Source organism: Oceaniserpentilla sp. 4NH20-0058 (genome assembly GCF_040371755.1).
Classification (GTDB): domain Bacteria; phylum Pseudomonadota; class Gammaproteobacteria; order Pseudomonadales; family Oceanobacteraceae; genus Bermanella.
The window spans coordinates 26315-47179 of record NZ_BAABWE010000008.1 but is presented as its reverse complement, the minus strand read 5'-3'; the positions used below and the strand labels follow the sequence as shown (position 1 = coordinate 47179).

21 protein-coding genes are annotated in these 20865 nt (G+C 42.8%); 8 read left to right on the top strand and 13 right to left on the bottom strand.

The genetic code is table 11. From position 1 onward, the window contains the following. Positions 1-41: 41 nt before the first annotated feature. From ABWV45_RS11260 to ABWV45_RS11245, 4 genes are read right to left on the bottom strand one after another with little or no spacing between them, the layout of a single operon-like run. Positions 42-644: a GNAT family N-acetyltransferase gene (locus ABWV45_RS11260; RefSeq protein WP_353351676.1), complete on the bottom strand. Its 603-nt coding sequence runs from the start codon at positions 642-644 to the stop codon at positions 42-44. 13 nt (positions 645-657) lie between these two features. Next, a complete protein-coding gene (locus tag ABWV45_RS11255) occupies positions 658-1023 on the bottom strand; it encodes a hypothetical protein (RefSeq protein ID WP_353351674.1) in 366 nt (121 codons plus the stop codon). Between the two features lie 29 nt (positions 1024-1052). Beyond that, positions 1053-2168, bottom strand: a complete 1116-nt coding sequence (locus ABWV45_RS11250; RefSeq protein WP_353351950.1) for a PilT/PilU family type 4a pilus ATPase — start codon at positions 2166-2168, stop codon at positions 1053-1055. A 45-nt stretch (positions 2169-2213) separates the two neighbouring features. Next, entirely contained in the window at positions 2214-3248 is a 1035-nt protein-coding gene (locus ABWV45_RS11245) for a type IV pilus twitching motility protein PilT (protein ID WP_353351672.1), read from the bottom strand. Between the two features lie 162 nt (positions 3249-3410). Here ABWV45_RS11245 and ABWV45_RS11240 point away from each other — a divergent pair, with 162 nt between their 5' ends. Continuing rightward, the gene (locus tag ABWV45_RS11240) at positions 3411-4100 is read left to right on the top strand and encodes a YggS family pyridoxal phosphate-dependent enzyme (protein ID WP_353351670.1); all 690 of its coding nucleotides are present in this window, start codon (positions 3411-3413) and stop codon (positions 4098-4100) included. Between the two features lie 22 nt (positions 4101-4122). Then, positions 4123-4941 (top strand): pyrroline-5-carboxylate reductase, encoded by an 819-nt coding sequence (proC, locus tag ABWV45_RS11235; RefSeq protein ID WP_353351668.1) that lies wholly within the window; start codon positions 4123-4125, stop codon positions 4939-4941. Between the two features lie 32 nt (positions 4942-4973). On the opposite strand, the gene ABWV45_RS11230 is transcribed toward proC, so the two are convergent. Beyond that, positions 4974-7268, bottom strand: coding sequence for a 7TM diverse intracellular signaling domain-containing protein (locus tag ABWV45_RS11230; protein WP_353351666.1), 2295 nt, complete (start codon positions 7266-7268; stop codon positions 4974-4976). A 56-nt stretch (positions 7269-7324) separates the two neighbouring features. After that, positions 7325-8002: a RadC family protein gene (radC, locus tag ABWV45_RS11225; protein WP_353351664.1), complete on the bottom strand. Its 678-nt coding sequence runs from the start codon at positions 8000-8002 to the stop codon at positions 7325-7327. A 65-nt stretch (positions 8003-8067) separates the two neighbouring features. Between radC and coaBC the strand changes: the two genes are divergently transcribed. The 5 genes from coaBC to slmA all read left to right on the top strand — a co-directional run bounded on the left by coaBC (position 8068) and on the right by slmA (position 12915). After that, a complete protein-coding gene (gene coaBC / locus ABWV45_RS11220; RefSeq protein ID WP_353351662.1) occupies positions 8068-9264 on the top strand; it encodes a bifunctional phosphopantothenoylcysteine decarboxylase/phosphopantothenate--cysteine ligase CoaBC in 1197 nt (398 codons plus the stop codon). Positions 9265-9276: 12 nt separating this feature from the next. After that, a complete protein-coding gene (gene dut / locus ABWV45_RS11215; protein WP_353351660.1) occupies positions 9277-9735 on the top strand; it encodes a dUTP diphosphatase in 459 nt (152 codons plus the stop codon). Between the two features lie 20 nt (positions 9736-9755). Continuing rightward, positions 9756-11147, top strand: coding sequence for a phosphomannomutase/phosphoglucomutase (locus ABWV45_RS11210; RefSeq protein ID WP_353351658.1), 1392 nt, complete (start codon positions 9756-9758; stop codon positions 11145-11147). Positions 11148-11259: 112 nt separating this feature from the next. Next, positions 11260-12156 carry an acetylglutamate kinase gene (gene argB / locus ABWV45_RS11205; protein ID WP_353351949.1) on the top strand — a complete coding sequence of 299 codons (897 nt, stop codon included), beginning with the start codon at positions 11260-11262 and terminating at the stop codon, positions 12154-12156. Between the two features lie 141 nt (positions 12157-12297). After that, positions 12298-12915: a nucleoid occlusion factor SlmA gene (slmA, locus tag ABWV45_RS11200; RefSeq protein ID WP_353351656.1), complete on the top strand. Its 618-nt coding sequence runs from the start codon at positions 12298-12300 to the stop codon at positions 12913-12915. A gap of 88 nt (positions 12916-13003) precedes the next feature. On the opposite strand, the gene pyrE is transcribed toward slmA, so the two are convergent. Then, positions 13004-13648: an orotate phosphoribosyltransferase gene (pyrE, locus tag ABWV45_RS11195; RefSeq protein WP_353351654.1), complete on the bottom strand. Its 645-nt coding sequence runs from the start codon at positions 13646-13648 to the stop codon at positions 13004-13006. Positions 13649-13963: 315 nt separating this feature from the next. On the opposite strand from pyrE, the gene ABWV45_RS11190 reads away from it, so the two are divergent. After that, positions 13964-14731, top strand: coding sequence for an exodeoxyribonuclease III (locus ABWV45_RS11190; RefSeq protein ID WP_353351652.1), 768 nt, complete (start codon positions 13964-13966; stop codon positions 14729-14731). Positions 14732-14884: 153 nt separating this feature from the next. Here the strand turns inward: ABWV45_RS11190 and ABWV45_RS11185 are convergent, their stop codons facing one another. From ABWV45_RS11185 to ABWV45_RS11160, 6 genes are all read right to left on the bottom strand, one after another. Next, positions 14885-15640 carry a VOC family protein gene (locus ABWV45_RS11185; protein ID WP_353351650.1) on the bottom strand — a complete coding sequence of 252 codons (756 nt, stop codon included), beginning with the start codon at positions 15638-15640 and terminating at the stop codon, positions 14885-14887. Between the two features lie 75 nt (positions 15641-15715). Beyond that, the gene (locus ABWV45_RS11180; RefSeq protein ID WP_353351648.1) at positions 15716-16516 is read right to left on the bottom strand and encodes an enoyl-CoA hydratase; all 801 of its coding nucleotides are present in this window, start codon (positions 16514-16516) and stop codon (positions 15716-15718) included. A gap of 38 nt (positions 16517-16554) precedes the next feature. Beyond that, a complete protein-coding gene (locus tag ABWV45_RS11175; RefSeq protein WP_353351646.1) occupies positions 16555-17013 on the bottom strand; it encodes a MaoC family dehydratase in 459 nt (152 codons plus the stop codon). A gap of 517 nt (positions 17014-17530) precedes the next feature. Continuing rightward, a complete protein-coding gene (locus tag ABWV45_RS11170; RefSeq protein ID WP_353351645.1) occupies positions 17531-17791 on the bottom strand; it encodes a hypothetical protein in 261 nt (86 codons plus the stop codon). A gap of 133 nt (positions 17792-17924) precedes the next feature. Next, a complete protein-coding gene (speA, locus tag ABWV45_RS11165) occupies positions 17925-19811 on the bottom strand; it encodes a biosynthetic arginine decarboxylase (RefSeq protein WP_353351643.1) in 1887 nt (628 codons plus the stop codon). 370 nt (positions 19812-20181) lie between these two features. Then, the gene (locus ABWV45_RS11160; RefSeq protein ID WP_353351642.1) at positions 20182-20796 is read right to left on the bottom strand and encodes a TorF family putative porin; all 615 of its coding nucleotides are present in this window, start codon (positions 20794-20796) and stop codon (positions 20182-20184) included. Positions 20797-20865: the final 69 nt, after the last annotated feature.

Genomic DNA, 20865 nt, shown 5'->3' with positions numbered 1-20865 from the left:
CTTCCGTTTCCCATCTAGCGTTTTGCCGCAGGTGCAAACCCCTACAATACCAGTTCCATTTTACGGGCAGGATTAATGCCTGCCTCTGGGTCACTAAAGGTTTTTTCTTCGATTACGCTTAACCCCATGCGTTCATACAAAGCTTGGCCTTTTGGGTTGTTTGATGAGACATCCAAACTAAAAATGGCGTAACCATCTTGCCGGGCTTTTTTTATTTGATGCTCTAGCATGTAACGGCCAATGCCTTTGCCGCGCAAATGTGGGGTGACGCCAAAGTTAGACAAATACAATTCGTCTTCACGTGGAGCACACATGATGCTGCCCATGTGTTTGGCCCGCGCATAGAGGTGCTGTAAGGTTTGTTCTTTGAAAAAGGTTTGTTTGTTTTCAGCGCCTTCGGCCAATAGTTGAAGGAAGGCTTTGCCATCATAAAAGCAGCCGGTGGCGACGACTTCGCCTTCTATTACCGCAACGGTGACGTTGTTGAATCCGGCAAAACTTTTGCCTGTTTCAAATTCGTGCTGTAAATAGGCGATGGCGTGTTCTTGGTAGAGGTAGTCATACACGTCGGTGCCCGAACTGTACATGAGTTGGGCCATTGGGCCGGTGTCTTCGACACGGGCTTTTCGAATTTCAATTTCCATACGTTATTATCTGTTAAAGGCAATACTGATCTGGTTTTAGCCAGATTTGTTTTTGTACATTTGGCTGCTTTTGTTGATACGTTAAATGACTTTGCAGGCAATTACGAACACCATTTTTAATAAATAAACTATGGTATACCCGCACAAATTTTTGCTCGTCATTAATGTGTTGTGACGCCAGCTGTGTTTGCACGTATTTTTCACCTTCATGTAAACCAGTAAGCGCCTTACTGGTTTGATCACGATAACTTTTTTCCAGTAATTGAATATCTGCCTCTACTTGAATATCCGCTTCAGCAGCAATCTGTTGATACTGATAAAAAATATAAGCCAAACCAACAAGCGCCAGCAACATCAAAAATGCTACAATTTTTTTCATATATTCCGTCTTAGTTTTCACCTTGCAGATTAATCTTTTTGCAAGGTTAGGCCTTTGGTTGCCGTGTTTAATTGGTCTGGATCTTCTGAGGCCAGTTTAATCATGAGGCGTAAGTCATTCGCACTATCTGCATGGTTCAAAGCATCTTCATAGGTGATCTCACCTGCTTGATACAAATTAAATAAACCTTGATCGAAAGTTTGCATGCCAAGCTCGGTAGATTTTGTCATGAGTGGTTTTAATTCATGCACCTCACCTTTACGAATTAAGTCCGCCACTAATGGCGAGTTTAATAGTACCTCTACAACCGCACGTCGACCTTTACCATCTGGCGTAGGAATCAATTGCTGCGCCACAATCGCTCTAAGGTTAAGAGATAAATCCATCCAGACTTGTGTGTGTAAGTCCGATGGGAAAAAGTGAATCACACGATCTAATGCTTGGTTCGCATTGTTCGCATGTAGCGTGGCTAAACAAAGGTGGCCTGTCTCAGCAAAGGTGATTGCATGATTCATAGTTTGTGCGGTTCGTACCTCACCTATCATAATGACATCTGGTGCTTGTCGCAGGGTGTTTTTCAGTGCAATTTCAAAACTGTCTGTGTCCAAGCCAACTTCGCGCTGAGTGACAATGCAGCCTTTGTGTTGATGCATGTATTCGATTGGGTCTTCTATAGATATGATGTGGCCACGACTGTTTTGGTTACGATAACCTATCATCGAGGCCAAAGAGGTAGACTTACCCGCACCTGTGGCACCCACAAACAGCACCAATCCACGCTTACTCATGGCGATCTCTTTTATCACCTCAGGCAAGCCCAATTGATCAATTTCTGGAATGCGCGTTTCAATACGACGCAATACAACACCCGCTAAATTGCGTTGAAAAAATGCACTGGCACGAAAACGACCAATCCCACTGGCGCTTACCGCGTAGTTCAGTTCTTTATGTTCTTCGAATTCTTTAATTTGATCTGGGCTCATCATGCCGTAGATCACTTCTTTGGTTTGCTCAGGGCTCAATGGGGATTTGGTAACCGCATGTATACGCCCATGCACTTTCATGCTTGGTGGCATACCTGCGGTAATGAATAAGTCAGACGCGCTTTTTTCAACCATCAAGCGTAATAGCTTATCAATTTCCATTGTCATACCTTCTCGCCTTACTACACGGCAAGCCTATAGTTATTATTAAAATTGATCAGGCGATTTGGCTTTTTCCCTTGCCGATTCGGGTGTCACAATGCCTTTTTGTACTAATGCTTTCAGGCTTTGATCCATAGTTGTCATACCCAATGCACTGCCGGTTTGAATGGCTGAATACATTTGAGCCACTTTATCTTCACGAATTAAGTTTCGAATAGCTGGTGTACCTACCATGATCTCATGTGCCGCCACTCGGCCACCGCCTTTTTTCTTCAGTAGACACTGAGAAATAACTCCTTGAAGGGATTCAGAGAGCATAGAGCGCACCATGGATTTCTCTTCCGCTGGGAATACATCCACAATACGGTCAATGGTTTTAGCTGCACTGGTGGTGTGGAGGGTTCCAAATACACAGTGACCTGTTTCTGCGGCGGTGAGTGCCAAACGGATGGTTTCTAAATCTCGCATTTCCCCCACTAAAATAACATCAGGGTCTTCACGTAATGCTGAACGCAGTGCCTCATTAAAGCCTAATGTATCGCGGTGTACTTCACGCTGGTTAATCAAAGATTTTTTGCTTAGGTGTACAAATTCGATAGGGTCTTCAACCGTTAGTATGTGCTTATAATAGTTATCGTTTAAATAATCTAACATGGCAGCTAAGGTAGTTGACTTACCTGAACCTGTTGGCCCAGTTACTAATACTAAACCACGGGGTTTAACTGCTAGGTCTTTGAATATTTGCCCCATTCCAAGATCATCACACGTCAATACTCTTGATGGGATGGTACGAAAAACCGCACCTGCGCCTCGATTATGATTAAATGCATTCACACGGAAACGAGCCACACCGGGGACTTCAAATGAGTAATCGGTCTCTAAGAATTCTTCAAAGTCTTTACGTTGTTTGTCATTCATAATGTCATAAACTAACGCATGCACTTCTTTGTGGCTCAATGATGGTAAATTAATTCGGCGAACCTCACCGTCCACACGTATCATTGGAGGTAATCCTGCGGATAAGTGTAAGTCTGATGCGCCCTGTTTTGCAGAGAACGCCAGTAATTCAGTGATGTCCATTTGTATCGGTACTCCGGATTATATTCGCAAGACCTAATGAGTTTAGTTCATCCTTAAACCGGTACATGCGATAATGCGCGTATAGTGCCTAAATCCTACTGGCAGCTATTATTATTTTTAAATGTAATGGCCAACATTGTAACCAGACCTGAAAATAAAACCATGACAGATTTGCAATCTAACAACAATTTAATTGAACGTTACCAAGGGGTCTGTAATGAGGTAAATCAGCTATGTACTGATTATGCATCACCGGTCACGCTTTTGGCGGTTTCAAAAAAGCACCCCATTGAAAGCATTGAACAAATCTACCAACAAGGCCAACGCTGCTTTGGTGAAAACTATGTGCAAGAAGGGGTGGAAAAAGCCCAAGCTTTACGTCATTTAGATATCGAATGGCATTTCATAGGTCCAATTCAGTCCAATAAGAGCCGCCAAGTGGCTGAGCATTTTGACTGGGTACATACAATTGATAGAGAAAAGATCGCTCAGCGTCTCAATGATCAGCGCCCATGTCACTTAGCTAACTTGAATGTTCTTATTCAGGTAAATATTAGCCAGCAAGATTCCAAGTCTGGCATTCATATTAGTGAGGTGTCAGAACTGGCAAAAGCCATTATAGACATGCCTCACCTCACCCTTCGCGGTTTAATGTGCATACCTGCACCATCTGATGAAAATCACTTAAGAGCTGACTTCTTAGCTATGAAGCAAGCCTATGAAAGTCTGCGCACTAACAACGCCAACATTGATACGTTATCTATGGGAATGTCATCAGATTTAGCTCTAGCCATTGAATGTGCAAGCACCATGGTACGTATTGGCACGGCCATATTTGGCCAACGAAATTAATTTAATCATTTAAGGAGTTCACATGAGTAAAATTGCATTTATTGGCGGCGGTAACATGGCCACTGCTATTTTAGGTGGTTTAATTGAGAATGGTTATAATAGCCAAAATATTTTAGTCAGCGATTCTAGCCAAGAAAAACTCGTACAACTCAAAGATCAATTTAAAGTACAAACCTTTAATGACAATCAAGCGGCTGCTGAGCAAGCGGATATCATCATGCTTGCTGTCAAACCACAAGTTATGCAGCAAGTCATTGCACCTTTGGCCACTACGTTTAAAAACAAAAAGCCGTTAATTATTTCAATTGCAGCAGGCATTAGCCTAGAAAGCCTAAGTAAATGGACAGACCCTTCTTTAGCCATCGTTCGTTGCATGCCCAATACACCTGCACTAGTACAAAAAGGTGCTAGTGGATTACTCGCAAACAGCAATGTGAGCGCAACACAAAAACAACTTACTGATGACATTTTAAAAGCTGTTGGTTTAAGTGTTTGGGTTAACAGCGAACAGGATTTAGATGCGGTTACTGCCCTTTCAGGCAGCGGTCCAGCTTATTTCTTTTTATTCATTGAAGCGATGATCAATGCAGGTGAAAAACTAGGGCTTGAGGCAGAAACAGCTAAGTTATTAGCCTTGCAAACAGCTCTGGGGGCGGCGACCATGGCTGCCAAAAGTGCAGACGAGCCAGCTCAATTACGTAAAAACGTCACATCACCCAATGGCACTACAGAGCAAGCCATTCTGACCTTTCAGAATTTAAAACTAGAAGACACTGTCAGCAAGGCGATGCAAGCCGCATTTAATCGCAGCATCGAACTGAGTGAAGAGCTAGGCAAGTAGTTAAGTGCATAGCCATCAATAAATCTTGGTGGCTATGCTGATTTGACTAATTTCAATTCATCCGCTTGAAAGGTAATAGCCAAATGGAAGCCGTCACCTTGGATTAACTCCACTTCCGCTTTTAATACGCGCTGCACCAAATTGTAAATACGATACAAACCAAGGCCCGCGTGATCAATACTGCTTCGCTTTGTGGTGACAAATGGATTAAATGCTTTTTGTAATACAGTTGAATCTAATCCTCGGCCATTATCCAAATAATCAAAGTGCCAAAACCCATTGTCAGCCTGAGTGACATTTATTGTAATTGATTTTCTAATTTGCTCTTTCGAAAAACCATGTACGATAGAGTTTTCAACCAACTGCTCAACAATAATACTCCAAACTATCGGATAACTTTCAATATTCATATCTGCATTGCAATTGACTGTTATCGCCACATCTTCTTCAATTAAATGATGACTATACAAGCTTTGCTCTAATTGCTTTTTGAAATTCAAGCTGACTTTATCCGTTTTACCCATAGAGACCATTTTAAAGCGTCGAACCAAATTCGACATTTTATTTAAGTTATGAGTAACAATATCTAATAATTGCTGAGTATCTGAAATAAAACCCATAAATTTCTGACGAGTTAAGGTTTTATTTGTCATCTCATCATTCACCTCTGACAAGATTTCTTTAATATGGCTAGCAGATGTAATATTCACACCCAGCGGCGTATTGATTTCATGAGCAACGCCAGTAATCAAGTGCTCCATGGATGTAAGGCGTTCTTGCTCCATAAAGGCTTTAACCCGTTGAGACTCAACCCGCTCGCTAATATCTGTAAGATACGCTTCAATGTATTGCTCGTCTGTATCTTGATTCAAGTGCAAACTTACCGAGCAATAAAGTTCATTGTCATTGGCGGTTTTAATGGTTATCTCTTTATCCAGTACCTGTCCATGTTCAATAAGATCAAGGTTAATCTGCCGATAGTCAGTTAATAACTTATCTAGAATTTTTAATTCTTGAAGTGCTTGCTCTTGTGAGTTGTATTCCAACATTTTAACTAACACTGGGTTAATCGTAACTAACTCTCCTGATAAGTTATAACGAAGAATACCAATCGGCGCTTGGTCAAATAACTCTTGAAATAGTTTCCGATTTTGCATGGCATCCTCAACCGCCAGCAGCTTTTCTTTTCGCTCTTCAGAAATGCGTTTTGCTAGCGCCAACGAAAGAATAATTGCCTCGATAACACCACCCAGTAGACCTGCATTGCGCGTCATAATATTGCTTTCAATAAGACCTAAAGATGAAACAGATAAAACCGATAAACCTATTAGTAAAATCACCCAAGCAAAAGTATACAAACCTGCAAATGGGATTTTTTTATAGGTCATATAAATGCCAATAAGCAACATAATTATTGATAGTACAGCACTTAATGAATTAACAAACACAACCGCCTTAGCCACGCCAATAATAGGTATGCTTAATACAAATAATAATGCAACCAACATAAACCCTTTATAGAGTTTTGCTATAGCAGGTACGTGGTACTTCATATTGAGCAAACAATATGGAAACAACAAAGAAGGAATAATCAATAAACCTGAAAGAATTGGAAGTAAATACTGATTCAATAACGGAGATTTATTCCAAAGATAATAGTATCCATCACCGCTTAACGTTAGAACAAACGCAGTAAATGACATCACATAAAACACATAGCTAAAATATACTTTGTCTTTTAAAGCTATGGCTAAACCTAAGTTATATAACACCATAACCAAAAGCACGCCATAAATTAAGCTTGAAAAAATAGCCTCGAAATGAACGTTTTTTGCGTGTTCAAATGTTGAAAGAATATCCGTTGTTAAAACCGCTGCATTTTTACTTTTTACCCGTATATAAAAATGCTTAGCTTGATTGGACCCCAGAGCAATACGTATCGCCGCATGTTTATCCATAACATCGTGCTGGGTTTGGTCACGCATATCCCCTTGCAGCCAAATTTTGACTACCCGCCCACTTGAGTCAACCTCATAAAAGTCTACCTCATCATGTAATGGATAAGCGAAGCGATAAATTAAATCTTGAGGATTGGAAGATGTATTGGTTAAACCCACCCTTAACCAGTGCTCTCCTAACTTAAAACCATGATTAGGAAATGCATCAACTACTTCCCATGCAGTACGATCTAATGACTGAACCTGACTGATGGTTTGAACGGATTCAAAATACGCAAAGGCATAATCTGTCTTTACTGCATTGGCTGATGCCTGTGTATAGAAGGACAGACACATCCAACTGAACATACAAAGCAATCTAAGTAACATAATTCAACAACATCCTTGTGCCTTTTATATTGAAAGGCAACATCTAACATAATTGGCTAATTAATCAGTCCATGTTCAGCCATGGAGAATACGTCATTATCCCCCACAATAAAGTGATCAAGTACTCGAACATCTACTAGCTGTAATGCCTGCTGGAGCTTGGCAGTAATACGCTCATCACTAGGTGAAGGGTCTGTAACACCTGAAGGATGGTTATGGGCTAAAATCACAGCCGCAGCATTATGACTCAATACCTTCTTCACCACTTCTCTTGGATATACGCTAGCACCGTCTATTGTGCCACGAAACAGCTCCTCATAGGTAATCAGTCGATGTTGATTGTCTAAAAATAAGCATGCAAAAACCTCATGGGGCAAATGTCTTAAGCGACTAGTAAGGAAATGACGTACGTGATTAGGCTCGGTAAATGCATCAGGTTTAGCCAGAGTTTGCTGCAAGTGGCGCTGCCCCATCTCCAGCACCGCTTGTAATTGGGCATACTTAGCTGGCCCCAAGCCTAGGTGCTCACAGAACTCCTCCTGTGAGGCTTCAAGCAAAGGACGCAAGCCATTAAATCGAGTGAGCAAATGCCTAGCAAGGTCCACCGCAGACATGCCACTTATGCCAGTCCTTAAGAAAATAGCCAACAACTCAGCATCGCTTAACGAACTTGGGCCTTTGTTTAATAATTTCTCTCGTGGACGCTCATCCACTGGCCAATCTGTGATCGCCATAACGTATCCCTATTCATCCATGAATCAGTTTGTTGTTATACTGCGCCAAGGTTCAAGGAGCAAGTATGCAAAGGCTAACCAACAAACGTATTTTATTAGGCATAACCGGCGGTATTGCGGCATATAAAACCGCTGAATTGGTTCGAGCCTTAGTTACTAACGGCGCTGACGTGCGTGTAGTCATGACTGACGGGGCAAAAGAGTTCATTACCCCACTGACACTGCAAGCCTTATCTGGCAACCCAGTACATCACAGTTTGCTCGACCCAGAGGCCGAAGCAGGTATGGGCCATATTGAACTGGCAAAGTGGGCCGACTTTATTTTAATCGCCCCAGCCAGTGCGAATTTTATAGCACGCCTAACCAGTGGCATGGGCAATGATCTATTAACGACCCTGTGTTTGGCCAGTATCGCTCCGCTTGCCATTGCGCCAGCCATGAATCAAGCCATGTGGGCCGATGCCAGTACTCAACATAACCTGCAAACCCTACAAGATTTAAAACCTATCCAGATCTGGGGGCCAGACCAAGGACAGCAAGCCTGCGGCGATGTTGGCCCAGGACGAATGTTAGAACCCACTGAGCTGGCTAGACGCTTATCCGAGCAATTCGAACGTAACATTTTATCGGGTAAAACCATCACGATTACCGCAGGCCCTACCCGTGAAGCCATCGACCCTGTGCGTTATATTTCTAACCACAGTAGCGGAAAGATGGGCTTTGCCTTAGCCAAAGCCGCACAAGAAGCTGGTGCCAAAGTAAATTTAGTGGCTGGGCCTGTGCATATTCCAACCCCAGAACGTGTACATCGCACGAACATTGAAAGCGCGCAGGATATGCTTGATACCGTGCTGACGTTACTACCACAAACCGACATTTTTATTGGGGCCGCTGCAGTTGCTGACTATCGCCCAGCAGACGTATGTGATCAAAAGATCAAGAAAAACCAAGACGAAATGCAAATTCGCTTGGTTAAAAACCCTGATATCATCGCCACAGTGGCTGCACAAGATAATCCCCCGTTTTGTGTCGGGTTTGCCGCTGAAACTCAAGACGTAATAAGTTACGCCAAAGGCAAGCTGGAAAAGAAAAAACTGAATATGGTGATTGCCAACGATGTCAGCTCACAGCATATTGGTTTTAACACTGACGATAACGCCATCATTATTATTGACCATGAAAGCACCACCGAATACGGTCAAGCCAGTAAATATGTGCTGTCGCAAAAAATTATTGAACACATTGCCAAAAAACTCTCTTAACTAGGATTCCCCATGAAAAAATCTTTCCAAGTCAAAATTCTTGATAAACGTTTAGGCAATGACATTCCGCTTCCTCATTACGGCACACAAGGCAGTGCTGGCTTAGATTTACGTGCATGTTTAGAAGACACCTTAGTGCTAAACCCGGGTGAAACCAAACTCATTCCAACGGGTATGTCTATTTTTATTGAAGACAACGGTTTAGCCGCCATGATCTTACCGCGCAGCGGTTTAGGCCACAAACATGGTATTGTACTTGGCAACCTTGTGGGACTAATTGACAGCGACTACCAAGGAGAGTTAATGGTGAGCTGCTGGAACCGTGGCAGCGAGCCTTTCACCATGGAAGTGGGCGAGCGTATTGCCCAGCTAGTTATCGTACCGGTTGTACAAGCTGAATTTAACTTGGTTAGCGAATTCGACGCCACCGATCGCGGCGAAGGGGGCTTTGGCTCTACTGGTACGAAATAACATTAAGCAGTAGGACTACCATGACTCAAGTTGCCCAAGAAATATTCCGCGAATACGACATTCGCGGCACCTACCCAGAAAAATTAAATGAGGACGTGACTCATTTAATTGGAAAAGCCTTGGGCAGCGAAATTTTACAAGCAGGACAAAACACCTGCTACCTAGCTTGGGATGGCCGACTTTCTAGCCCTTCACTAAGAGACTCTCTGGTAAGTGGCATTTGTTCAACCGGATGTGATGTTCATATAATTGGTGCCTGTCCCACCGCTGTTACCTTTTGGACCATCAAACAAAATGGCCAAAGCTGCGCCATGATCACTGGTAGCCACAACCCCAAACAAGATAACGGCATTAAAATCGCCGTTGCCGGTAGCCCTAGAAGTGGCGAAGACATTCAAGTTTTATTTTCACGAATCAAACTCGGGCTGTTTAAAAAAGGAGAAGGGCAACAGCATGATGCCAGCCATTTAATCCCTGCTTATGAAGCCGCTTTAATTGCACAATTAAAACTTCAACGCCCTTTAACCGTTGTATTAGATGCTGGCAACGGCATTGGTGGACCAATCGCTCTCAAGGCACTTAAAGCCATTGGGGCTAATGTCATTCCCATTGCCTGCGAGGTGGATGGTAATTTCCCTTTACACCACCCAGATCCAGCAAAAACAAAAAACCTTAAATGGTTAAGTGAAGGCGTGATCGAACACCAAGCTGACTTGGGTATCGCTCTTGACGGTGATGCTGATCGTATTGGTGTGGTTGATCACCTTGGAAAGGCCGTTTTACCGGATCGGTTAAGCCTTCTATTCATAGAGGATATTTTGCAAAACCAAGGCAAGCAAACCATTTTATTTGATGTAAAGTGCACCGAGCTTCTCACCACCCTAACTCAACAATGGGGCGGCGAACCTAAGATGATTGCCACCGGGCATACCAGCATGAAGCGCGCCATCAAAGAAACCCAAGCCGCATTCGCAACCGAACTTAGTGGCCATATTTTATTTAATGACAGTCACGGCATTGGTGTCGATGATGGAATCTACGCAGGCTTAAGATTGTGCAACTTAATTAGCCAACAACAAACCAGTTTGAATCAACGATTAAAGCAATTCCCTGATCCAGTTTCCACCGAAGAAATTCAAATTCCGGTACTGGAAGATGAAAAATTCTCCATCATGCATATCTTGCAAAAAAACTGCTTTAAGCAACAAGCTATAATCAGGATTGACGGTATTAGGGCCAAATTTGTCAATGGCTGGGTATTGGTTCGAGCAAGCAATACCACTCCTTGCTTAACTGTGCGCTTTGAGGCGCAAAACCAAGCGACTCTGACATCCATCGTGTTATCCACTCTAGCCGAACTACACAGTCAGGTTCCTAGCCTAGATTTATCAAAGCTTAAAAAGTTGTGTTAACAAACACCCCTTTAAACCCATAACCCGATGAGAATTGCTATGCATTCTGCTTTCACAAGGTATAATGCAAAGCTCTCATCTTCCATCCACCTATATCCAAATGCGACTTGCCATGCCATTAACCCGTGATGACGCCTTTAATATTGCTAAAGTATTAAGTGAAGCCTTACCGTATATTCAGCGCTTTGTTGGTAAAACCATCGTGGTAAAATACGGCGGTAACGCCATGACCGAAGATCAACTTAAAAACAGTTTCGCACGCGACATGGTCATGTTAAAACTCATCGGCATCAATCCAATTGTGGTTCACGGTGGTGGACCTCAAATCGGTGACCTACTTGATAAACTGAATATAGAAAGCCACTTTGTAAACGGTATGCGTGTTACCACAAGCCAAGCTATGGACGTGGTAGAGATGGTACTAGGTGGATTGGTAAACAAAGACATCGTTAATCTAATCAACCAAAATGGCGGCCAAGCCATTGGTTTAACCGGTAAAGATGGTCAACTGATTAAAGCCACAAAGCTAAAAGTCACCCAAAAAACACCGGAAATGCAACAGCCTGAAATCATCGACATCGGTCATGTGGGAGAAGTTGCCCACATCAATACCAAGGTGCTAGAAATGTTGGCTAACTCAGATATCATCCCTGTGATTGCACCAATTGGTGTGGGTGAAGATGGTCAGTCCTACAATATCAACGCCGACCTAGTGGCAGGTAAAGTAGCCGAAGCGGTAAAAGCCGAAAAACTATTACTGCTGACTAACATTGCTGGACTAATGGATAAAGAAGGCAACATCCTAACAGGCTTAACCACAGAGCAAGTTGACGGATTGATTGAAGACGGCACCATTTATGGTGGCATGCTGCCTAAAATTCAATGTGCATTGGATGCGGTAAAAGGTGGCGTCACAAGCTCCCACATCATTGATGGCCGAGTTAGCCACTCAACTATGCTGGAAATCTTCACCGATGAAGGTGTGGGCACGTTAATTACTAACGAATAGTAAAATCGCTGAAAACCCATTAAATACAGTGGGTTTTCTTCTTAATTACAACCAGATCACGAAAACTGACTTTAATCATTGCGAGTTGAGAAATCAGCCATTAGGATGAAGCCTCTTTTGTGATTCAAGCAAAGCACAAGTATGACCGAAACGGCACAAAAACCATCCCGTAAGCAGCAAATATTGCAGGCATTGGCTCACATGCTTGAAGTGAATCCGGGTGCGCGTATCACCACTGCTAATCTTGCAAAAGAAGTCGGTGTAAGCGAAGCCGCCCTTTATCGTCACTTTCCAAGCAAAGCCAAAATGTTTGAAGGCCTCATTGAATTTATTGAAGCCACAATATTTACCCGCATTAATCGCATTCGTACCGAACACGAAGGCACGCTTTCGCGCCTTGAACATGCAATGACATTAATTTTAACGTTCGCAGAAAAAAATCCCGGTATGTGCCGCATTTTAACCGGCGATGCACTGTCTGGTGAAACCGAACGCTTACATGCTCGCATCGCACAATTTTTTGAACGCCTAGAAACCCAGTTCAAACAGATTTTACGTGAAAGTGAAATTCGTGATAACAAACAAGCCCGCATTGAAGACGGTGCCTGCGCCAACATGCTACTGGCATTTATTGAAGGGCGCATTCGTCAATACGTGCGTACTGAGTTTAATACCCAGCCTTTGACTAACTGGCAAAGCCAGTGGGAATTTTTATCTGCCAGCTTGTTGGTGGATCAGCGCCAAACCGCCCCTGTTTAAATTCACAATCTAATCGTCGCCAACAAAAAAGCCAGACTTAAATCTGGCTTTTTGCGTTTAACCGTATGAATTTAGTACGTTAGATAATTTAAACCCCATACTGATCACGATAGGCTTTGATCGCTGGGAAGTATTGTTTGAATTCTTCTTTTTGTTCAACATATTGCATAACCTGTTCCAGCTTAACAATGCTGATCACTGGAATGCCATAGTCACGTTCTACTTCTTGAATAGCTGAAAGCTCCCCTTTGCCTTTTTCTTGACGATCAAGGGCAATCACCACGCCAGCAGGTTTGGCATTTGGCTGTTCTTCTAATAACGCCATCACTTCACGAATGGCCGTACCTGCGGTAATCACGTCATCAATGATGAGTACATTACCCTCAAGGGCTGCCCCCACCAAAGTGCCACCTTCGCCGTGGGCCTTTTTCTCTTTACGGTTAAAACCGTATGGGGTTTCACGGTTAAAGTTTTCAGCAAGACTCATGGCTGTCGTGGCGGCCAGTGGAATACCTTTATAAGCTGGGCCAAATAACACATCCATGCTCACTCCTGAATCCACGATAGCACTGGCATAGCTTTTTGCTAAAGTCGACATGGCTTTACCTGTGTTGAACAACCCTGCATTGAAGAAATACGGGCTAATGCGGCCAGACTTTAATTCAAACTCACCAAATTTAAGAACCCCTTGTTCGATGGCAAATTCAATAAACGCCTTTTGATAATCTTGCATGCTAAAACCATTTTGCTTAGAAGTGAATAAAGCCTAGCTTAGCTCAAGAGTGCCAATATTGGTCTTTCTGTGCTAATTAGACTGAACAAATTCGGGTATTTTAACGGCTAATACTATAATTCCTATCAAAGAGTGAAAAAATAACCAGAATAACCGTCTGACGGCCTAGATCTCGCTACATTTATAATTCATCCTGATTGATGCACACAGTGATACTGTGCAAAGCATCCTTAAATGGCAAAAAAATGCCTGATTAGAGATGTTAGCCTAATAAAAACTGAGTATCATAGCCGCCTCGTAATATTGGGAGCCTTTATGAAGGTTATAAACGTACAAGTTGACGGACTAGAATCCGCAGTGGCCAATGGTTTTTATGATTGGCTAAGTGAGCATGATGCGGATGTTGTCTGTGTACAAAACCTCAAAGCAAAAGAATACCAATTAAGCGACGCAGTATTATACCCTGATAACTTCAATGCGTATTTTTTCGACGCTGAACCAGATAACTATGGCGGCGTGGCTATTTTGACCAAAGGCATGCCTAAAGCCATTATGACAGGCTTAGCATTTGAAGCTTGTGACCGCTATGGGCGCTATATTCAAGCGGATTTCGATCAAGTGTCTATTGGCTCGGTTTTATTTCCAATTGAGGACGAGCACAACACCTTAGACGACAAGCTGGCTTTTCAAAATGCGTTTATTGAGCACTTAAAGAAAACAAAGCGTAAACGTCGTGAATTTATTTTTGCAGGTTTTTACGGGGTGGCCCATAAATCTGTGGATATTGCCGACTGGAAAGCTGCGCAAAATACACCGGGCTTTTTACCAGAAGAACAAGCTTTCATGGATCAAATCACTGGTCCTTTAGAGTTCGTTGATGCGTTTCGTGAGGCTAATTTTGGTGAAAACCAGTTCACTTGGTGGCCTGACGAAGAATCCGCCCGTCGTAACTTAAAAGGCTGGCGTTTAGACTACCAAATTTGCACCTCAGAACTACGCCAGTTTGTGGTTGAGGCAAAAGTCATTCGTGACAAAATATGGGGCCAACATGGGGCCACTATCATTGAGTACGAAATAGACTAACCTTCTGTTCATTGACGAAAAAGCCCACTTAATACAGTGGGCTTTTTCGTATTTAAGGCCTAGAGTAGTGATCACCATCGGCCGGTGTCATCAACGTCATGACCTATTGCTAAACGCCACCATTATTGGCGAGGATATAAGCTAATATACGGTTTACTCACAATCTTTAAATGTGAATCGAGTTCCACAAATCATAATCATTCGATTAGTAACTGTTAGTTCGCGTTTTTCAGCTATGGCCGCAATTTCATTCCAATGCTTGGTTGATAGTGTCACGCCACCTAATCCCTCACCTCGGCCATCAGTGGCTTTGACGAATCGAATTTCACCATCATCAACTGGCATCACAATCGCTTCACCTTGCACATCAAGTGGTCGATCAAACACTTTTGACCATATTTCGGCCATGCTGGCAGGGTCTTCAGACTGTAATTCTACACCCACTATGTCGGATACATATTTGGCTCGACGATCCTCCCAGTTAGGCCCAGCCCATTTCCAAGACTCTGGCGGCATCATCTCATCAAAGCTACAAATTGCCCCCGGTACATCTTTCGGGTGCAAATGAACCGCACGGGCCTCCCCGGGGAAGTCAGATTCCCAAATATTACGAATACCCAACCCATTGACCCGCTCCATTACTGTGTCGAGATCACCCACTTGAGTAATTACCATATAACCGCCATCTCCACCGCGACGCTCAAGTAATCGTCCAGTGGTCGTGCCTTCTACGGTTGGGGATACTATCTCTAAAAAGCTGTTACCTATTACCATCAGCGAATTGTGTAACCCAAATACACCCACTTCTAGGTCGATGTACGCCGATTCAATCCCTAACAATTCAAAAACATCGGTTCTGGCGCTTTCTAAATTGCGAGCCGCTAGCGCTATTTGACGAACTTTTAACATATTCAATTCTCTCATTTAAAAAATGGAACGCAGATAACTGTTCCATTTAAATAACCTATACCTTCTTACCTTCTATTAGCGTCCTTTAAAAACAGGAGTTCGCTTCTCCACAAATGCTTGTATCGCTTCGCGGTGGTCTTCAGTTTGGCTGCAATGAATATGGTGAGTCGCTTCGATATCAAGGCAATCTTTCAAGTCCCCTGAAGCCAAGGCGCGGTTAAAGTTTTCTTTCATGTATCGATAAGCCACCGCAGGACCAGCCGCAAGCTGCTCTGCCATTTCGCGCGTCTTATTCATTAACTCTTCAGGCCCACATACCCAATTGGTCAAGCCTAATTTTAATGCTTCTTCTGCACCTACGCGGTTGGAAAAATAATAAAGCTCACGCGCTTTAGCGGCACCTACAAGCTGGCTCAAAAAATACGTCCCACCGTGATCACCAGAGAATCCCACATTGGCAAACGCTGTGGTCATCATGGCTGTATTCGCCATAATTCTCATATCACACGCTAAAGCCCATGACATTCCGGCACCCGCTGCTGCACCGGGTAAAGCCGCTATAGTTGGCTTTGCTAAATTGTATAATTTTTGGGCTGTAATGTGGTGTTCATGACGCTGCCTGGCGATAATGTCATCAACACTATCATCCTTACTAGGTGCCATCCCTTTTATATCGCCGCCAGCACAGAACCCTTTTCCCGCACCAGTCAGTATGACGCAGCGTACTTCTCTGTTCAGCTCAGCTTCACTTAACATGTTGGACAATGCGTCTACCATTGGCCCCGACATGGCATTACGAGCCTCTGGTCGATTAAGGGTCAGGGTAAGTACACCCTTGCTTAAATCTGCTAGTAAATGATCTGTACCTGTTTCCATAATTTCCTACTTATTTTTATTTTTATTTATATGTCAGTTCAGATGTAATAACGGCTTATTGAATCGATCACGCAAGCTGGCTTGTCTTCACCTTCAATTTCAATGGTGAATCGCAATGTCGATTGATAACCACCGGGTACTTCTTTGTTTTCCAAAAACTCACCATGGCCACGGATACGAGAGCCAACTTTAACCGGATTTAAAAATCTCACTTTGTCTGTGCCATAGTTTATAGCCATAGATGTGCCCTTAATTTCTAGCACTTCCGGCATCAGTTTTGCTGCAAGCGACAATGTTAGATATCCATGCGCAATGGTCGCACCATAAGGGCCTTTTTTTGCTTTCTCTTCATCTATGTGAATCCACTGATGATCACCTGTGGCATCGGCGAATGTATTGACACGCTCTTGTGTCATTTCCATCCACTCAGACGGCCCAACTTTAAGGCCTTCTTTTCCCATTAAGTCTTCTGGCTTTTCTATTATGGTTAAACTCACGTATTGGCTCCTATTATTGTTTTAAATGCGCATTATGCGCACATTATTCGTCCGTCATACATTTACTGATTGGCTCATACTATGAGTAATTTTTCGGCGATAACATGACACTAAGGGTCATAAAAGAGGATTTTATATCCACTAGCAAAAGCAAACCATAAATACAGGTAAGCTTTATAAATAACACGGCAAATCAACTATCAATAAAATTAATAGCCAAAAAAATATTATGTAGGGTGGTAGGTAAGATGAACGGTATTAAAGCGAAACCACATGCACAATAACCCCTTATGACATGTCTGCATGGGCATCAGGGGAATCCTAGATTGTATCATTAAGACATGAGTTGTAAGTGAAACTAGCTTCTTAAGTTTCCACAGAAAGTTGTTCTAAAAACAATGGCTCGCCACAGGAACAGCAAACAAGTATTTACCGTTTTATACCCCGTCATCTCAAAACGATTATAGGTACATTATCTATAACGTAAAAACCCAGCAAAAGCTGGGTTTTTATTGGTTTAAATTGGTCTGGAACCGTAATTAGATGTTGGTTTACGTGGCGGATCAGCCATCACGTTAGGTTCGATTTCATTAATAGAGCCACCGGCTTTGAGAAACAGATCAATTTCACTTTCTACCTGAGTGCGAAGTTTTTGCCTTGAAGCAATGGATCGCAACACGCCTTCTTCTGTACTTCCGATAAATGCCATATCGGGCTGATTGGCTGATTCTGCACTATCACTGTCTACTTTTTTTGCTTTTTTAGGTTTAGGCATCATAACTCTCCTTTTCCTTAAGATCCCTGAGCAATAAAGGCTGAGTAAAATTTATAGCTCAGCCAAGCAAATCTGTCAGATTTTTAGTTATACCTAATTCCTATTAAAAACAACCAAACCCTTTCAATTGGAAATATCAGCTTTGAAGATAGGTCGAAGACGCCAGTGCTTTTTCTAATTCCCCAAGGAAAGATTTTTGTTCACTTACGGATAAATCCGAGTCCCCTAGGATCGCGCTGTATGCTTGCTTAAGCTTATCTATGTCAAAATTCACATACTGCAACACCTTAGCCACTGTATCGCCCTTCTGACTCGATTCAAACGCTATGGCGCCGGTTTCATCCAGATACACATCCACTGAATCTGTGTCCCCAAATAGGTTGTGCAAATCTCCCAAGATTTCTTGATACGCCCCCACCATGAAAAAGCCCATTAAGATGTCCTCATGATCCGCATAAGTAGGCATAGGCAATGTGTTTTCTATGCTGTCCCCTTCAATATATTGGTTCACTCTGCCATCGCTATCGCAGGTAATATCTTGGATCACCGCCCGACGATCAGCAGGACGATTTAAGCCAGTTAACGGTAAAATCGGAAATATTTGATCAATCCCCCAAGTATCAGGAATGGACTGAAACAAGGAAAAGTTCAAAAACAACTTGTCTGCCTGTGTCTCTTTCAAGCGATCCAATACCTGTGCTTGTCCTTTAGCATTTGGAGATAACTTTTGCCCAAGAGTTTGATTGATCACATTGGCATAGGTTTCTACTTTTGCGCGCTCTTGCAGTGTTAGTGTTCCTTGTAAAAATGCGCTTTGGCTGTCAGTCAGATCATGTTGCACGTCATGATAAATTTCCAATAATGAGCGTTTACTCGGATTCATGACCCATTGATACAAGCCCCATAAGCGATGGACAATGGGTGCATCGGTTTCTTCTGGCTCACATACCGCGTCTGTCATGGGTTGCTCCCAATCTATTACGTTCGTCAACAGTACTGCATGATGCGCGGTTAATGCACGACCAGATTCAGTTATGATATTAGGGTGCGGTAAATCCGCTTGAGCCGCCGCCTCTTTGAAGGCATACACCACATTGTTGGCGTATTCATCCATGCTGTAGTTCATTGAGCAAAAACTGCGTGAGCGCGTACCTTCATAGTCCACCCCCAAACCGCCGCCCACGTCCACCACATCAATTTTGGCCCCTAAAATAGACAGTTCAGTAAAGATACGACCACACTCTCTAAGGCCACCTTGAATGTCTCGAATATTGGCAATTTGGCTGCCTAAGTGAAAATGCAGTAACTGCAGATAGCTCAAGTTCCCTTGTGCTTGTAAGGCTTCAAATACCTGTAGAATTTGATTAGCCGATAAACCAAATTTCGATTTATCGCCCCCTGTGTTTTGCCAATTACCCCGACCTATAGACGCTAACCGAGCGCGGATACCTAATCTTGGTTTAACCCCTAAAATTTCAGCTTCTTCCAGAATGAGTGCTAACTCTGATAGTTTCTCAACCACTAGGTAAACCTTATGACCAAGCTTTTCTCCCAACAAGGCCAAACGAATGTAGTGACGGTCCTTATAGCCATTACATACGATAGTGGCATTGGTTTTACCCGCCATCGCTAGTACAGCCATTAACTCTGGTTTGCTACCAGCTTCTAAGCCAATGGATAAACCCTCTTGAACTTGCCCATTGATGAGCTCTTCTACCACGCGGCGTTGTTGATTCACCTTGATCGGATACACACTGGTATATCGCCCTGTGTATTCATGAAGCTGACTGGCATTTTTAAATGCTTGATTCAAAGAGTGCACACGATTGTGAAGAATACTGGGAAAACGCATCAGTAATGGCAGTGTTAGATCTTTTTCTTTAACCTTTTCAGCTAACTCTTTAAAACTCACCTGCACATCAGGAAACGGGCTAATCACCACATCCCCTGCAGGATTAACATCAAAGAAGCCTTCGCTCCAATGCTCTATGTTGTATACGTCTCTGGCTTGCTGAGCATCCATTAATTAACGTCTCTTAATTTAATAAACCAATATTGCACCATAATAATGCAATCATTAATTATTTGCCCTTATTTACAGCAAACACTCTTTTCTCAAACACCAAAATTGAGTAAGGTAGATATCCCCCGCATTAGGTGACAGAGCTAGATTGATACAATCTAGCTTTGCCTCCTGATCACAGTTTAGCCATGCTGGGCGCGCATTGTATTCATAGTTACCTGCACATCAAGAAAATTATCCCTGTTACCTTCAAATAATTAATAGCACACGTCATTCAGACTATAGATTGTTAAAAAATCATGAACAAAACATCTATTCTTGAAAAATAAAAAAAGGGAGCCGAAGCTCCCTTTATTTACAAGGTTCTTAATTACCAGTCGAACTGACGCGTAAAACTTAAAGAAAGGGAGTAGCCTTTACGCTGATGATTATTCAAAATGATTTCAAAATCGGACTTTGATGGTAACCCCATCAAAATAGACATGGACCAATCCCAACGCTCTTTAGCGTCTTCAGGGGTATGCAATCCCGCGGTGAAGCTCATACCTGCGTTATCCCAAAAGTCATAATTGGCTGCTACTTCTTGATACACGTGGGCCTCTTCTGATTCGACATAATAGCTATAACGATACGCATCCCATGCAATATTGGCGTTGTACTCTGAATCGTCAACAGCATCGCCTCCACGCTCATAAGTAATAGCGCCTAAGCCTAGTGCCACCGGACCAATTGCGTAAGCAAAACCCGCATAGGCATTAATCTCGGAAGTTTTTAAATCTTCAATGCTGCCAGTATAAGCCCAAGCACCTGTGTAAAAACCAAACGGCCCTTGGTAATCAATACCACCATTAACCACAATATCCGCATCACTTTGTTTAACACCACGGAACATGTATTTATTAGAGGTACCAAGGTTTGTGGTTAATTCAGCAAAACTAGGAGCCGCCATGCATAAGGCCGCCAACACAACAATATATTTAGACATGTATCTTTATTCTTAGAAAATGAATGAGCGCACTATAGCAAGACTTAGCCAGCCATGGAATCGTGTGCA

Coding starts and splice junctions, on each gene's coding strand:
- ABWV45_RS11260 (WP_353351676.1), bottom strand. CDS start 644: ATGGAAATTGAAATTCGAAAAGCCCGTGTCGAAGACACCGGCCCAATG.
- ABWV45_RS11255 (WP_353351674.1), bottom strand. CDS start 1,023: ATGAAAAAAATTGTAGCATTTTTGATGTTGCTGGCGCTTGTTGGTTTG.
- ABWV45_RS11250 (WP_353351950.1), bottom strand. CDS start 2,168: ATGGAAATTGATAAGCTATTACGCTTGATGGTTGAAAAAAGCGCGTCT.
- ABWV45_RS11245 (WP_353351672.1), bottom strand. CDS start 3,248: ATGGACATCACTGAATTACTGGCGTTCTCTGCAAAACAGGGCGCATCA.
- ABWV45_RS11240 (WP_353351670.1), top strand. CDS start 3,411: ATGACAGATTTGCAATCTAACAACAATTTAATTGAACGTTACCAAGGG.
- proC (WP_353351668.1), top strand. CDS start 4,123: ATGAGTAAAATTGCATTTATTGGCGGCGGTAACATGGCCACTGCTATT.
- ABWV45_RS11230 (WP_353351666.1), bottom strand. CDS start 7,268: ATGTTACTTAGATTGCTTTGTATGTTCAGTTGGATGTGTCTGTCCTTC.
- radC (WP_353351664.1), bottom strand. CDS start 8,002: ATGGCGATCACAGATTGGCCAGTGGATGAGCGTCCACGAGAGAAATTA.
- coaBC (WP_353351662.1), top strand. CDS start 8,068: ATGCAAAGGCTAACCAACAAACGTATTTTATTAGGCATAACCGGCGGT.
- dut (WP_353351660.1), top strand. CDS start 9,277: ATGAAAAAATCTTTCCAAGTCAAAATTCTTGATAAACGTTTAGGCAAT.
- ABWV45_RS11210 (WP_353351658.1), top strand. CDS start 9,756: ATGACTCAAGTTGCCCAAGAAATATTCCGCGAATACGACATTCGCGGC.
- argB (WP_353351949.1), top strand. CDS start 11,260: ATGCCATTAACCCGTGATGACGCCTTTAATATTGCTAAAGTATTAAGT.
- slmA (WP_353351656.1), top strand. CDS start 12,298: ATGACCGAAACGGCACAAAAACCATCCCGTAAGCAGCAAATATTGCAG.
- pyrE (WP_353351654.1), bottom strand. CDS start 13,648: ATGCAAGATTATCAAAAGGCGTTTATTGAATTTGCCATCGAACAAGGG.
- ABWV45_RS11190 (WP_353351652.1), top strand. CDS start 13,964: ATGAAGGTTATAAACGTACAAGTTGACGGACTAGAATCCGCAGTGGCC.
- ABWV45_RS11185 (WP_353351650.1), bottom strand. CDS start 15,640: ATGTTAAAAGTTCGTCAAATAGCGCTAGCGGCTCGCAATTTAGAAAGC.
- ABWV45_RS11180 (WP_353351648.1), bottom strand. CDS start 16,516: ATGGAAACAGGTACAGATCATTTACTAGCAGATTTAAGCAAGGGTGTA.
- ABWV45_RS11170 (WP_353351645.1), bottom strand. CDS start 17,791: ATGATGCCTAAACCTAAAAAAGCAAAAAAAGTAGACAGTGATAGTGCA.
- speA (WP_353351643.1), bottom strand. CDS start 19,811: ATGGATGCTCAGCAAGCCAGAGACGTATACAACATAGAGCATTGGAGC.
- ABWV45_RS11160 (WP_353351642.1), bottom strand. CDS start 20,796: ATGTCTAAATATATTGTTGTGTTGGCGGCCTTATGCATGGCGGCTCCT.